Here is a 14,078-nt window from a genome sequence, read left to right as displayed (position 1 = left end):
TCGGAGCATCGCGATTCGCAGCCGTGTCACGACGCGAGCAAATCGACGAGAGCAAATCGACGTGAGTAAATCCTGGGGAGACCACACATGAAACCTTCATCCACCCTGCGTGCCGCGCTTGTCGCGCTGCTGGCGTTCACCGGCCTTGCGTTCTCTTCCGCGGCCCGCGCCGACAGCGGCTTCTTGACGCTCACGATCTACAAGGCCGGATGGATCATCGGTGGCTCCGGCGGCAGCGGCGTGTTGACCTTCCGCGGCCGCTCCTACCGGCTCTCCACCGGCGGCCTCGACTACGGACTGGTGTTCGGCGGCTCCAAGACCGTGCTACGCGGCCGGGTCAGCAACATCAACCGTCCGTCCGACGTTGCCGGCGTCTACGGTGCGGCCGGCGCGGGGCTTGCCGTCGGACGCGGCGCGCGTGCGATCGTGCTGACCAATCAGAAGGGCGCGGTGTTGGAGTTGACCGGCCACCAGGTCGGCCTGATGGCCAACGCCGATCTGAGCGGGCTTGCGATCACGATGCGGTAGAGCATTTCGTTCGGTTTATCCCCGTCATCCTGAGAGTCTGACTCATAAATCACCCAACCTTAGCTGCAGCCGCGAGTCTGCGGGTCAGGAGCCTGATGTGTGCAATCAGCAGCCAGGCAGCTTCGGTTGCCGCCGTCGCCTCGAAGTCCTTGGCGAGGCGGCGGCATCTGCCGAACCAAGCGAATGTGCGTTCAACCACCCACCGCCTCGGCAGAAGCTGGAAGCCTTTGACGCCTTGAGGCCGCTCGACGATCTCGACAGTCCATGGACCGCAGTCTGAGAGCGCGTCGAGGAGTTGATTTCCGCGGTAGATCCGGTCGGCAAAGACGTGGCGCAGCCGGGGGAAGTTCATCCGCACGTTCTTCAGCAGCGGTACGGCGCCATGGCAGTCCTGAACGTTGGCCGGATGAACATGAACCCCAAGGAGGAGGCCATTGGTATCCGTCACGATATGCCGCTTGCGGCCGTAGATGCGCTTGCCTGCATCGTAGCCGCGCGGTCCGCCAGCTTGCGTGGTTGGCGCACTTTGACTGTCGATCACGGCTGCCGTCGGCTTCGGTGTCCGTCCAAGCTTTTTTCGCGCCCGTCGGACAAGCACGCTGACAATCCTCTGCCACCGGCCTGTATCCCGCCATTTATAAAAATAGCCCTGCACCGTCGAATAGGGCGGGAACTCCTGCGGCAACGCCCGCCACTGGCAGCCGGTCGAAACGATATAGAGGATCGCTTCGATCACACGACGCAGCTCCGTCTTACGCGGCCGGCCGCGCCGGTTCGCTCGCGGCAACAGGCGTCTGATCACCGCCCACTCCGCATCGGTCATATCGCTTGCATAACGCAGATCGTCCCGCCGATATTGCTCCCGAGTGATCTTGGTCCAGGGCATCGTGCTCTCCCTCGAATCTTTGCAAATCCGATGGAATCACACCCCACTGAGATCACTCACCCATTTTTCAGTCAGGCTCTGAGGAGCGCGTCTTCGCGCGTCTCGAAGGATGCACGGCCCGGCTGGTGGCCGATTCATCCTTCGAGGCTCGCCGAAGTGGCTCGCACCTCCAGCGACAATGGCATAGCCATTGCGCAGGGAGGACGGGGACAGCTAGTCTAAAGCGTTGAGTGCGCGAAGCCGCAAGGCCGTGCCGGCACCGGCCGGGGCGAAGCCGCGTTCACCTGAACAGATGCAGCGCGGCGTATTGCAGCAGCATGATGGTCTTGGCGTCGACGATGCGGCCGTCGCTGATCATGGCGAGCGCGTCGTCGATCGCAAGCTCGAGCACCTCGATGTCCTCGCCCTCGTCGGCGAGCCCGCCGCCGTCACCGATGCGCATCGCGGCGTCGTATTCGGCGACGAAGCAATGCAGCTTCTCGGTCACGGCGCCCGGAGACGTGAAAGCCTCGAACACCTTGCGCACATGCGCGAGCCGGTAGCCGATCTCTTCCTCCGCTTCGGCGCGGATGCGTGCTTCCGGCTCGGCATCGTCGAGCATGCCGGCGGCAACCTCGATCAGCAGATCGTCATAACCGTTGGCGAAAGCGGGGAAGCGGAACTGGCGCACCAGCACGACGCAGCGGGTCGTCAGATTGTAGGGCAACAGCGCCGCGCCGTTGCCGCGATCGTAGACCTCGCGCACCTGGGTCTGCCATTCGCCGTTGGCGCGCCGGTAGTCGAACGTCGCGCTCTTCAGCTCGTAGCGGCGCTTCGAAAGCAGCTCGACGTGCTTGACGCGAACGCGGTCGGCGATGCTCATGCGTCGGTCCTCAGCCCTCTCACGGCGTCGCTTCGCGCCCGTCGAGCCATTTGGCCAGCATCACCGAGGTCGACTCGTCATAGCCGAGCGATTGGTAGAACGCGCCGGCCTTGGCGTTCTCCCGCCGCACCAGCAGTTGCAGCTTCGGCACGCCGGCGGCGCGCAGCCAGTCCTCGGCCGCCGCCATGATGGTGCGGCCAAGCCCCTTGCCCTGGCGGTTGGGATCGACCGCGACGTAATAGACCCAGCCGCGATGACCGTCGTGGCCGACCATCGCGGTCGCCACGATCGCATTGGCGTCGCGGCCGACCAGCACGGCTGAATTCGGTCCGCGCCGCGCCAGCGCGATGTCGGCAGCAGGATCGTTCCATGGCCGCGTCAGGCCGCAGGCCTGCCACAGCGCGACGACATCGGCGATGTCGTTATCGGTGATCTCTGCAATGGCGAGGGAGGCAGAGGAGGAGGGCATCGTCGCCTGCGCGGTCACAGCACCTTGCCCGGGTTCATGATGCCGAGCGGATCGAGCATCGCCTTGACCTGCCGCATCAGCTCGATCGCGACCTTATCCTTGACGTCAGGCAATTCGTCGCGCTTGAGCACGCCGATGCCGTGCTCGGCCGAGATCGAGCCGCCCATCCGCAGCACGATCTCGAACACGACGGCATTCACGTCGTGCCAGCGCGCCAGGAAGTCGGCCGCATTGGCGCCGACCGGCTGGCTGACATTGTAGTGGATGTTGCCGTCGCCGAGATGGCCGAACGGCACCGGCCGCGAACCGGGGATCAGCTTCACCACGGCAGCATTGGCTTCCTCGATGAAGGCGGGCACGGCTGCGACGGGCACCGAGATGTCGTGCTTGATCGAGCCGCCTTCCGGCTTTTGCGCCGCCGACATCTCGTCGCGCAGCTTCCAGAACGCCTGGCGCTGGCTCAGATTGGCGGCGATGACAGCGTCATCGACGATGCCGTCCTCCATGCCCTGGGCCAGGATAGCCTCCAGCGTGTCGCGTGCATCGTCGCGCGACGACGACAATTCCATCAGCACGTACCAAGGGTGCTTGCTCTCAAGCGGATCGCGGATATCGATGCCGTGGCGGATCGAGAAGTCGACCGCGACGTCGGCGAGCAGCTCGAAGCTCGTCAACGCACCGGCCGCTTGATCGCGCGAGATCGACAGCAGCTTGAGTGCGGCCGCCGGTGAAGCCAAGCCGACATAGGCGGTCTCGACCGCACGCGGCCGCGGAAACAGCTTTAGCGTGGCCGCGGTAATGATGCCGAGCGTGCCTTCGGCGCCGATGAAGAGGTTGCGCAAATCGTAGCCGGTGTTGTCCTTTTTCAGCTTCGACAGCGCGTTCAGCACACGGCCGTCAGCCAGCACGACTTCGACCCCGAGCGCCATTTCGCGCGCCACGCCATAGGCAAGGGCTCCGGTGCCGCCGGCATTGGTCGAGAGGTTGCCGCCGATCGTGCAGCTGCCTTCTGCGCCGAGCGACAGCGGAAACAGCCGGTCGACCTCGACTGCCTTCTGCTGCGCGACCTGCAGCACCACGCCGGCCTCGCAGGTCATGGTGTTGGATTCGACATCGATATCGCGGATCTTGTCGAGACGCCGCAGCGAGACCACGACCTCGCCATTGTGCGGCGTCTGGCCGCCGACCAGGCCGGTATTGCCGCCCTGCGGCACCAGCGCGATCCTGTGCTCGGTCGCGAGCTTGCAGATCGCAGCGACTTCGGCGGTCGAACCGGGGCGCAGCACCAGCGGCGAGCGGCCGTGGAACAGGTCACGCTCCTCGGTGACATAAGGCTCGATGTCGGCAGCGTCGGTCATCGCATATTTCGCGCCGACGATGGCGCGGAATTTTTCAAGCAATTCGGGCGGAAGCGGCGGCACCGCTGATTGGACGATGTTCATTTTTTCTTGGTCTTTCACTCAGTCGGGGATCTTTGCCTAAGCATGCCCTTCGACCGCTTGGCGCCAACGCGGCCGTTCCGGTCCGGGTCATGCTTGTTACCGCCCAACGGCTGCGCGGCGCAGCCGGTCATTGATGGCTTCGCCCAATCCGTCCTCGGGAATCGGCGTCACCGCGATCGCATCCGCGTTTCTCTTGTCGAGGGTGCGAAGGTAGCCGAACAGATTGGCGGCGGCCTCGGCAAGATCGCCGCGCTCGGACAGGTTCATCTCCACGGAGGCGCATTCGCGCCGCGCGACCTTCGCCGGCCCGAACGACAGCAATGCTTCGCCGACATGGACGTCGCTGGCATTGAGCCGGACCGGTGTCCGCGGTGCGTAGTGCGAGGCGAGCATGCCGGGGGCAACCGGCTGGGCGTCGCTTTCCGCGTCTTGCGGCGGCGACTGCAAGGGCTGGCCGAGCACGCGCTCGATCTCTGCGCGCCTCAGCCCGCCCGGTCGCAGCAGCACCGGATCGGAGAAGCAGCCGACGATGGTGGATTCGACGCCGACCTCGACCGGCCCGCCGTCGACGATCAGGTCGATGCGGCCCGCCAGATCGCCGTTCACATGCTCGGCGGTGGTCGGCGAGACGTGGCCGGAGAGATTGGCCGACGGCGCTACCACGGCACCGCCGAAAGCCTTGATGATGTCGCGCGCCACCTTGTGGGCCGGGATGCGTATGGCGACCGTGTCGAGCCCGGCGGTCGCGAGTTCCGCAACCGGGCAGGACAGCGCCTTCGGCAGCACCAGGGTCAGGGGACCCGGCCAGAACGCGTCCGCCAATCGCAGGGCCTGCCCATTGAATAGGGCAATCCGGCGGGCGGCGCCCAGATCGGCGACATGGGCAATCAGGGGATTGAAGGCCGGCCGGCCCTTGGCCTCGTAAAGCCGGGCGATCGCTGAGGCGTTGCCGGCATCGGCGCCGAGGCCGTAAACCGTCTCGGTCGGAAACGCCACCAGGCCACCCTCGGCCAGGACCCCGGCGGCGGTCGCCGTCGCGGCGGCGCCGGCGGACAAAACGTGCGTTTTCAGACCTGTATCCACTGTGACTAGATTCCTCAATTGGGTGGCTCGTGGTCCCTTGCGGTCCCCGAAACCCGACGCTATAAGCCGGCCCTCAGTCGGAGTGTGGCTCAGCCCGGTAGAGCACTGCGTTCGGGACGCAGGGGTCGCAGGTTCGAATCCTGCCACTCCGACCAGATTTCCTTAGGTTTTTTGTTCTCATCGGTGGCCGTTCCCGAGTCAACCACCGATTTGACCACCGAAACATATCGCGCTTTCTGACCAATGGCTGCTGCCGCCCCGTGCAAATGATCGGGATGGTGATGGCCATAGGTATCCTGCAGGACCTCCGGCGACATGCCGAGGAATCCAGCCGCCTCCCAAATCGGCACGCCGCGCTGCATCAACCAGGTCGCCGCCGTGTGGCGCAACGTGTGCGGAGTGACTTTCCCGGGCAGCTTGGCCAGATCCACAGCAGATTTGAAGCCCTTCTTCACGGAAGCGACCGGCTTGCCATTGAACTCGACGAAGCAGGTGTTGATCAGCTTCCGGTCTTTCCAACGACGCAAATGAGCCAATAGCCGGGGTGGGAGCGGAGCTGGTGTCTGACGCTTCTTGGTGGCTCGCTTCCCGATCAACCTGCGGTAGAAGATACCACGCTCGAGATCGACGTACGAGTGCCCAAGCTCGGGGTAAGGCGATGCCGCCGCGATCGCGCCCGCCCGCGTGCCGGTGTAGAGGCCGATCAGGATAAATCTGGCCACGTGTCGCAGCGGTCGGCGGTCTGTCCATACCGGGTCGCCCTTTGAGCCGCCGGCGTGGATGGTCTGCTTTTCGCGATAGCGCCAACATTGCCAAACCAGGGCTGCCGCCTCAGGGCGTGTCAGCCACCGGTCGCGTGCCTCACCTTTCGGCGGGAGCGATACGCGGACCGTGCCCCGGTGAAAGCCCTCTTTTGCATGATGGTTGATCGCAGCGCGGAAAGTCTCGAGGTCGCGACGCGCGCCGCCCCGGCTGCCGCGATGTTTGACGTAACGGGCACAGGTTTGCGCGTTGACTGCCGACAGCTTCTTGCCACCCCAAAAATCGTTGAGCCGGTCGATCCTCGCTTCGATTTCAAACTGATCACCTGGCTCGCCGATATCGGTCAGATAGATCGACAGCACATCGGCGCAATCGATATCGTCGATGTCGCGCCGATTGCGCTCAGGTTGGTATTTTCGCGCGATGTACTCTGCTAGCGCTTGCTCTGCTTCTCGAGGCGGCTTTGTTTCAGACGGGCTCGCAAGGCAGCCTGTGGCGATATGGCGCTCGCCGTCTTTGATGATCCAGACGGCTCGGGCGACGAGCTTTCCGCCGCGATATCGTGCCTTTCGCTTATAGAGACGGGCTCCCTTACTTTGACGCGGCACAGTTCCCTCATCTTCTCGATGTTTTCGAGCGTAGTATAATCTCTGCCGGCAATTCTTTCTATTTCGAGCCGGCCGCGCCGTGCTTCTCGTCGCAGGCCAGAAGCAGTCATCGATCCGTCTGGAAAAGCCAACGATGCGGCAGCAGACAGGCGGATAGGCATATCACGCGAAACCAGACTTGGGGAGAGATGCGCTCTGGCCATGCTAAGACCAAGTCGTCTAAATCCGAGTGGCATGCATTTGTCGATGGTCCAAGTCCACGCGAGCCTTCCGATGGTCTGAGGGCAGCCAATTTTTCTGGTGACGTTACGACCTCAAAATTCGAGCAGTCGAAGCTTTGCGCGGCGATGGCGAAGTTAACCGTGGAGAAGTATACGGACCTTTGCAAGAATCGCGTCGTCATCGCTCCATTGAGCGAGACGCGCTCCTCCCTTACGCGATCAATGCGTCGCTTCGAGCGTCATAATCTCGTCCATTCCGGGCTGCTATTAGTATAAGCGAAGGCTTCTGCTGTGAAAGCGGAGCGTGCTCGCTCGTAGGACAATCGGCGGCTTCCGAGTGCAAATCGGAACACTGAGACGAGTTTTGAAATGGTCCAAATCGAGAATGCCCTCATCGCATATTATCTCGTAGCCCTTGGCCTGTGTGTGCATCGCCACATGCAAGCCTGATGCGGTCCCGACGTTCGTTTCGACCGCGCGGGAGACCGTCGCCAACCAATCGTGACAATAGTCCGCGCGCCGGTTCGCGCCGACGTTGGCCATGGAGTCGTCGGAATGGCCGTCCCCGAAAGGATGCTGGCAGTAGACGGGTTCGCCGCCGCGCACGCAGGCGCCACCTTTCCAGACCATCACATTCTCCGACGCCCGGCGCTGCGCGAGCGTGACCGTCGGCTCCTTGTTGTCTTCCAGATCCGCACCAGCGGCAGATCGTCAAAAGGAACGAGGTCCTCGAACGGGTCGATCTTCTGGCAGCTGCGCAGGGCCAACAGGCCGTACGAACCGTCGGCGAGGCAGCGGAGCAGCGGTTCGCCGTCAATGTAGCGGTTTGAGCCTCAGCCTCGGTCGATAGTACGGAGAGCGCACGTCCTCCGTGAGGGGGCTTACAGGCCACCACAGCGCGCCGTCGCAATAGACGACATCCATCTTGCCGTCGGGGAGGATGCCCTCCCTGCGAGAGTGAAAGGTGGAGAGCCGAAAGGCGACCCGCGCCTGGTCGGGCTCGGGGGGGCCGGATCTCGGCATGAACGGTCTCGTAGACATGGACCGGACGAACATTTCTGCAGGTGCGCGGGATCAATTCCGCTGTCCATGGGAGCAAAATCCCGACGGGCTTCATGGTGACTCGTTTTTGCATCGGCCATCCATCGCTCGTGTCGTCCACGATGTCCACGAGGTGCGTCAGGTTTTCCCCGTACCTACGAAAACCCTTGCCGAAAAGGAGGAAGCCGGCGGTGTTACCTGCCGGCTTCCCGATATCCGCTTGCTTTAGGTTTTCGGAAAGTGAGCCCTACATCTTTAGTGGTCTTTCAAGCAGCAAAGCAGAATGTGACCGCGGAATCGACCTTTCTTGAATCGCCGGAAAAAGTGTAAAGCAAAAAACAGTAAAGCAACGCACCCTTCATAAGCCTCTTTGGGCTGGAATTCGAGAACGTGGCCGACAAGCGAAAGCAAAAAATGGGATCGAAGTCTGGTCGCCGATCGAGCCAGAAGGCTACCCAAAAATCAAAGCAGAAGCCGGCTCCCAAGAACAGAAAAAAGGAAGCCGCCAAGGTCGCGAAGAAGCCCGTGGTCGATGGAGGCTCCGGTGGCTATTCGATCGCCGGGTACGAGTACCAGATCGACGTTTCGGTTTGGCTGGCGCTCGACCTGGTGTTGGCAAACCGGCTCACTCAGCATCTCATCCTCGAGCCGGCCAGCGAGGAGGACATCGAGGCTGATCTCGAGGAGTTCGAATCGGGCCGTATCACGACGGCTGCGACCCTCGATGGCTACCGGTTGATTGTCCAAGCCAAGCTGCGGACCGGGGACGCATGGACCGTCGCCGGAGTGAAGCGTCTCCTTGAGCATGGCGAGGTTCGAGTGTCCGCGGCCGAGCGGCTCAAGGACCCCCGTGCCCGCTACCTGCTGGTGACGAGCGCCGGGTTGAACGGAGGAGCCGCTAACCTTCGCGTGCGCCATGCCGGTATCTGGCGGAAGGCCGAGTCCATGCCTTCGACGATCGCACGTGTTCTTCCCTCGGATGCGGCCGGGAGAGTGGCGATCATCGGCAACGAAGATCCGGAACGGCTCGAGACGGACATAAAGCGGTCGTTGCGGGAAGGATTCCGGGTCCCGAATGCCCGGCTCGAGGAATGTCGGAAGGCCCTGCGCGAGGCGGCCCGGGCGCGGATCGCCGGCGCTGGTGGTGGTCGCTGGACCCGAGAGGAGCTGGAGCGGCTTGTCCGTAAGCACGAGGGATACATCGCCAGCTCCCCGGAATTGGACAATTACGTCAAGCCGACGAACTGGGACGATATTCTGGGAACCCTCCGGAAACGGCATGCAGTCCTGCTCATCGGACAGTCGGGGACCGGCAAGACGATGGCCACTCGGAAGATCTACGACGAGCTGAAGGCGTCCGTTCCTGGGTTGACCCGGGTGCCGATCTCACAAGGTCCGGAGCAGCTGCGCGACGACCAGACGGTAGGACCAGTCCTTTACGACATCGAAGACCCCTGGGGCAGGTACGATTTCGACCCGACCAGCCGACCGTGGAACGATCTCCTATCCCACTCCTTCGCCGAAGCGCGACACGACCGGTTGATCGTGGCGACTTCGCGCCTCGACGTCGCCACGACCTCCGGCGCCTTGGATACGGTGAAACCGTGGCTCGTCAGCCTGGAAGCGGAACACTACGGCAGGAGGGAGCGCCGGCGCCTTTACGAGACCCGTATTGAGGCCTTACCCCGGAAGCTTCAGAAGCCTGCCAGGGAAAGCGAAGCGGACGTCCTTTCGGAATTGGCGACTCCGCTCGAAATCCAGAAGTTCTTCGACGCCCTCCCTACGGTGGACGAGGAGGAGTTTCGCAATCCGCATCAGATCGTTTCCGAGGCCATCCGTCGTGCCCATCGAAACTCGATCGAGCGGACCGTGGTCGATCAGATCGAAGCGCGCGACGACCTGCGTGCGGCCGCGGTCATCTGGGGAATGCTGAAGGCAGCCGACAGACTTTCGCTGCCGCTGCTGCGGCAACTCGAGGAGCAGCTCGCCGGGCGAGGGGAGGCGTTCCAACGGGGCGTGTCGCCACTCGTCAGCTTCTTCGTCGCCGCCCGGAACCTCCGGCAGGTCGAGACCGCAGTCACCTACTACCATCCTTGGGTCGAAGCGGGGATCGAGCAGGCACTGAAGCGGGCCGAAATCGTCGCCCGCCTCACCTTGCGCGAGCTCATCGATGTCCTGGTCTCCCTGGACGCTGAATGGGGATCGGCAGCCTCCGCCCGTCTGCTTTTTGCCACCGATCGGACCTCCGGGCTCAGGGCCGAGCCGTCGGCTTCTTCACAAGCGAGGATCGATGCCTGGCTCGATCAGGAGTTGGCCAAGGCCGGCAAAGGATTCGAATCCAATCTGGGGCTTGCGGCCGCGGTCGGGTCGCCGGCGAGCAATCTTTCGGAAGCCGCACGGTACCTGCTACACCGTCCCGAGCGCAGCTTCCCGGGGTTCATGCGATGGGGCGCTCCCGAGCACACAGAGGAATGGTATGCCCGAATGAGGGGCGATGCGGCCGTCAAAAGCCTGGTCGAGCGTTTCGTTCGCGACGTGCTGCCTGAATCCCGAGATGACTACCCGAGCGGATTTGCGGCCGCGATCGAGCGCCTTGCGGGCGGGCTGACGCCCGCGTTTCTGGCCGCGGCCGCCGCAGCGGTCAACCACGGCGTCACTCACACTAGCGATGCGGTTGCCGACGGTGCTCTCAACGACCTCGCCGGCTTCGAGGCGATCGTCGAACGTGCAATCGGGGTGCTTACGCCGAGCGAGGCGGAGCGGCAACGATATGCAGAAATCCACCTGGCGATCATCAACGGTGAATACAGCGAGGACTACGCCGAGCATCTGGCCGACGACGAGACCGGGTACACCGCACGTGAGTTCCTCGAGGCCTATGTCGATCGGGTACGAGCGACGACGGGGTGGGCTCGTATCGCACAGCATCCTCATCGCGCCCATCTGCTTTCCTATTGGTTCCGGGTGCTGCTCAAACAGAAGGAGCCTGCCGCCGATGAGGTCGCGGGAGCATTCGCGGCCGGGTACGAGACGAAGTTCGAGGACGATCTTTGGCATGTCCTGACCAAGGCATGGAATTCGACTTTCGAGAGACCGCTGATTCAGCGGATGCTTGCCGGCCATCAGGAAAGCAGCATCAGAACGGCTGCCTTGATCGCGTTGGTAGAACGGGTCCCTCAACGGCTTGGGGACGTCGTGGAGACATTGTCCAAGGCGGAAAACCACCGCCGACTGATCCAACTCGCCATCGAAATCGGTGAACTTCGACATCGCCATGCCCGGCCGGATGGAACGCGCCACACGGAAGCCGCCGAGCAGGCCTCCCAGAATCTGCCGCCCGTACTGCGGGAGATCGCGGAGGCAGCCTTTGCACTCGATAAGGCAATTCCAACGCTCTCCGTCGAAGCGCGCGAATACCTGCTTGGTGTTCCGGACGTCGACGAGGACGTGCGCCTGTTCCGGGTCATGGTGGATCGTCACGTGCCATTGCCGCTCTCCGACGATGCCCGCTGGCTGCTCGCCAACTCCGACGAATCCAGCCACGCGGTCGAAGGCTTGGATTTCGCTATCCGGCACGGCATGGAGGCGGATATCATGGCCGCGTTGTCGCATCGCTTCGCCGACGTCGTCGCTGGAGCGCTGAAAGTCTTGCCGCGGGCGCTACCCTTGCCACCGGATATCCTCGCCATGGTCGAAGCCAAGGGAAGCCCAGTGCGCCTTGCTCTGGTCGATCTGCTCGACGCGCGGCCCCATCCGTCTCACATGCCTGCGCTCCTTCATCTCGCCAAGGACGACTGGTCTCCGAGAGCGAACTATTACGGCGAGGAGGCCGACTACCCGATCGCACTAAAGGCGGTAAGAGCCATGGCGAAGCTCGGGAAGATCGACGACGACCCAGCGGGCGAACTCTACCGCGTGGCCATCGACACACGCGATTTCGATCTTCGTTATGAGATCTTTTTCCTGCTGGCGCGCTCGGCCGGTGAGCAATTTCAGGACCGGCTCTTCGAGCTCGCCATCAATCCAGGTACGCGCGATGTGAGGATCAGAGCGGCGGACGCCTTGCTGGTTGCTTCAGAATTCGTGGTCCCGAAGCTTCTGGAAGCGATAACTTCCCAACTTGTCACGACAAAGATCGAAGTTGTCGCTTCCCGGCTCTTGCTCTTGTTGGCGTTCCGCGGTGACATCGACCGTCTCCTGAGATGCGCCGAGTCGCTCGCCACGCACGAAAAACGGCGCGTGCTGTTGTTGCTCGCGATCTGGGCGGTCCGTGAAAGGGACTTCGCCACAGCCGAGCGGATAGCAAACATGTTGCCTACGAATCATGTCGCCGCAAAGTGGGCGCTCGCTGGCGGTATCGGGAAGCTGAGTGATGCCGCGCTGGACGATCTGGGCGATCCGATCAGCGTCGAGCAAGTGCACTTCTTCATGACTCGAGAGTCCAAAAAGCGCTGATGTGGCCGAGACGGCTTATCGCTTTCAATATCAACATCGCGCATGTCAAGCGCTGCCCGAAGTTTCTGGGGGGATTTGTCCCCGTATATCGGGAATAGGCGGTCAATCTGGTGACGTTCGATATCTGCGCGGAATGCGAGAACCGCGCCAAATCGAAGCCTGCGAATTGGTGGTCGCTGCGTCGAACTACTCCTCGCCCTTTGCGAGAAGCCTGCTCGCGGCGACTTCGGGTGCTGCGCGACTACTGTCCCAGAAGCGTGGCGCAGGTGGGCCGTAAGGCTCGCCGCGAGTGAGGAGCCCGACTTTCGTCGGACTCCGTTTCTCGATACTCACTTCGGATTGTGATCGGCGTAGACGATGAGACGCCAACGGATCGACCCTTGCGCTGCCGTATGCGTATGGTGAGCTTGCGGAGGCAAAACGTGGCCTGCGGCAATGCCGATCTCGCGATGACAACCCATGCATCGGTAGATTCCGGCATGAGGCGCCGCCGCGCCTGGACCATGATCTTTATCAAACGCGTCGTCGTTCGATTCTTGGAGATAGTTCCCGTACTTATAGATAGCCATTCGACTTCTCTTGCCTGAATGAAGCCGGACTTGACCTGTCGGGTGTGACCGAATGTAATGCTGGCGCTGTGCACATCAGCAATTGGCCCGCAGTCCGGCTGGATTGCGCGGGCAATTCGGGGCCGCCAGTCGCAAGCTGGCGGTCCTCCCCGAATCGTCAACTCTCAGTTGATCACGCCCTGCTTCGCGGCAAGGGTTAGTCGGCGGGATTATCCCGGCTATTCACAGGCACATCCTGTGGAGAACTAAAGATTATAGACAAGCGAGCCACGCCGCCCGCCGAGTAAAGTGCACGGCATTTGGCCGAACGCCTGTGAACTCCCGAGGCAAGGTTGCAGCATTCCATATACGAGCCAACCAGATGAGTCGCGTCCCCATACCGGAAGACATTTCATCGAGAGTGCTATTCGAACACGATCATACATGCTGCTTTTGCAACGAACCCGGCAAGCACGTGCAGATCCATCATATCGACGACGACAATACGAACTTCGCCTACGAGAACCTGGCGGTCCTCTGCCTCGAGCACCACAACGATACGCAAGTGCGGGGTGGCTTCGGACGAAAGCTGCTGGCGGCGGAAGTTATCCGTTATCGGGATGATTGGGTAGGGCGCGTGCGGGATAGACGTGCGCAGGCCGACAAGCTGGTGATAGAGCGCCGAGCGCTTGGCGCGCTGCTGAACGTAGATGCAAGTTCGGAATGGGAGCCGCCGGCAAAAGAGCTTCTCTCTATCCGGCTCAACGCGCTACCCGACGTTTTCAAGCTTGCGATTGCCGAAGGCGAGCGCCTTTGGTTGGACGACCACGAAGGCACTGTACCCGGAATGCGTCTTATTGTCGATGTCCTCTCGACAAGCTGGGTTGAATTGTCGGCATGGATAGATCCGTATCATTTCGGCGGAAAGTCGCCGCTCGCGTTCGTCAATGAATATGTGGCAGGCCGCAACGTTTGGAACAGGATGCTCGTCGAGCCGGCCTCCTACGGCCATCGCGCGCGATCCGGAACGTTCGAGACACTGGACCGCACCCTCGTCGACATGCAGGATGTGATCGAGAGGACGGCCATAGCGCTCGGAGTTTCCTACCTGCAGGATTTCGACGCTGCAGCCTGGAGGAAGCGGTGGAATAAACCCAAGTTCATCGGCTAATA

The 14,078-nt window shown here is 62.4% G+C and carries 11 protein-coding genes, 1 tRNA gene and 1 pseudogene; 6 read left to right on the top strand and 7 right to left on the bottom strand.

The window, feature by feature from the left end; genetic code table 11:
- Nucleotides 1-87 precede the first annotated feature (87 nt).
- Nucleotides 88-528, top strand: a complete 441-nt coding sequence (locus ACVMDN_RS28445) for a hypothetical protein (protein ID WP_076830386.1) — start codon at nt 88-90, stop codon at nt 526-528.
- 49 nt (nt 529-577) lie between these two features.
- Here the strand turns inward: ACVMDN_RS28445 and ACVMDN_RS28440 are convergent, their stop codons facing one another.
- From ACVMDN_RS28440 to ACVMDN_RS28420, 5 genes are all read right to left on the bottom strand, one after another.
- Nucleotides 578-1,414: an IS5 family transposase gene (locus tag ACVMDN_RS28440; RefSeq protein ID WP_456834810.1), complete on the bottom strand. Its 837-nt coding sequence runs from the start codon at nt 1,412-1,414 to the stop codon at nt 578-580.
- Nucleotides 1,415-1,694: 280 nt separating this feature from the next.
- Entirely contained in the window at nt 1,695-2,276 is a 582-nt protein-coding gene (locus ACVMDN_RS28435) for an NUDIX hydrolase (RefSeq protein WP_057019145.1), read from the bottom strand.
- A gap of 19 nt (nt 2,277-2,295) precedes the next feature.
- On the bottom strand, nt 2,296-2,745 hold the full coding sequence (locus ACVMDN_RS28430; RefSeq protein ID WP_035632483.1) for a GNAT family acetyltransferase: 450 nt from the start codon (nt 2,743-2,745) through the stop codon (nt 2,296-2,298).
- 14 nt (nt 2,746-2,759) lie between these two features.
- On the bottom strand, nt 2,760-4,187 hold the full coding sequence (locus ACVMDN_RS28425; protein WP_076830390.1) for an FAD-binding oxidoreductase: 1,428 nt from the start codon (nt 4,185-4,187) through the stop codon (nt 2,760-2,762).
- 96 nt (nt 4,188-4,283) lie between these two features.
- Nucleotides 4,284-5,270 (bottom strand): L-threonylcarbamoyladenylate synthase, encoded by a 987-nt coding sequence (locus tag ACVMDN_RS28420; protein ID WP_158074217.1) that lies wholly within the window; start codon nt 5,268-5,270, stop codon nt 4,284-4,286.
- A gap of 78 nt (nt 5,271-5,348) precedes the next feature.
- Between ACVMDN_RS28420 and ACVMDN_RS28415 the strand changes: the two genes are divergently transcribed.
- Nucleotides 5,349-5,425, top strand: a tRNA-Pro gene (locus ACVMDN_RS28415).
- Between the two features lie 168 nt (nt 5,426-5,593).
- Here the strand turns inward: ACVMDN_RS28415 and ACVMDN_RS28410 are convergent.
- Nucleotides 5,594-5,992 (bottom strand): annotated as a pseudogene (locus tag ACVMDN_RS28410) (tyrosine-type recombinase/integrase); the annotation flags it as partial.
- Nucleotides 5,993-6,169: 177 nt separating this feature from the next.
- On the opposite strand from ACVMDN_RS28410, the gene ACVMDN_RS28405 reads away from it, so the two are divergent.
- The 3 genes from ACVMDN_RS28405 to ACVMDN_RS28395 all read left to right on the top strand — a co-directional run bounded on the left by ACVMDN_RS28405 (nt 6,170) and on the right by ACVMDN_RS28395 (nt 12,357).
- The gene (locus ACVMDN_RS28405) at nt 6,170-6,469 is read left to right on the top strand and encodes a hypothetical protein (RefSeq protein ID WP_456834811.1); all 300 of its coding nucleotides are present in this window, start codon (nt 6,170-6,172) and stop codon (nt 6,467-6,469) included.
- Between the two features lie 1,413 nt (nt 6,470-7,882).
- Complete coding sequence (locus ACVMDN_RS28400) at nt 7,883-8,131, top strand: hypothetical protein (protein ID WP_456834812.1); 249 nt, start codon at nt 7,883-7,885, stop codon at nt 8,129-8,131.
- A gap of 161 nt (nt 8,132-8,292) precedes the next feature.
- The gene (locus tag ACVMDN_RS28395; protein WP_456834813.1) at nt 8,293-12,357 is read left to right on the top strand and encodes an nSTAND3 domain-containing NTPase; all 4,065 of its coding nucleotides are present in this window, start codon (nt 8,293-8,295) and stop codon (nt 12,355-12,357) included.
- Between the two features lie 329 nt (nt 12,358-12,686).
- On the opposite strand, the gene ACVMDN_RS28390 is transcribed toward ACVMDN_RS28395, so the two are convergent.
- Nucleotides 12,687-12,926, bottom strand: coding sequence for a hypothetical protein (locus tag ACVMDN_RS28390; protein ID WP_456834814.1), 240 nt, complete (start codon nt 12,924-12,926; stop codon nt 12,687-12,689).
- Between the two features lie 361 nt (nt 12,927-13,287).
- On the opposite strand from ACVMDN_RS28390, the gene ACVMDN_RS28385 reads away from it, so the two are divergent.
- Nucleotides 13,288-14,076 carry an HNH endonuclease signature motif containing protein gene (locus ACVMDN_RS28385; RefSeq protein ID WP_456843662.1) on the top strand — a complete coding sequence of 263 codons (789 nt, stop codon included), beginning with the start codon at nt 13,288-13,290 and terminating at the stop codon, nt 14,074-14,076.
- Nucleotides 14,077-14,078: the final 2 nt, after the last annotated feature.

Source organism: Bradyrhizobium sp. USDA 4510 (assembly GCF_054059095.1).
Note: the sequence above shows the minus strand (reverse complement) of the source record. Positions and strands in the feature narration are given on the sequence as shown.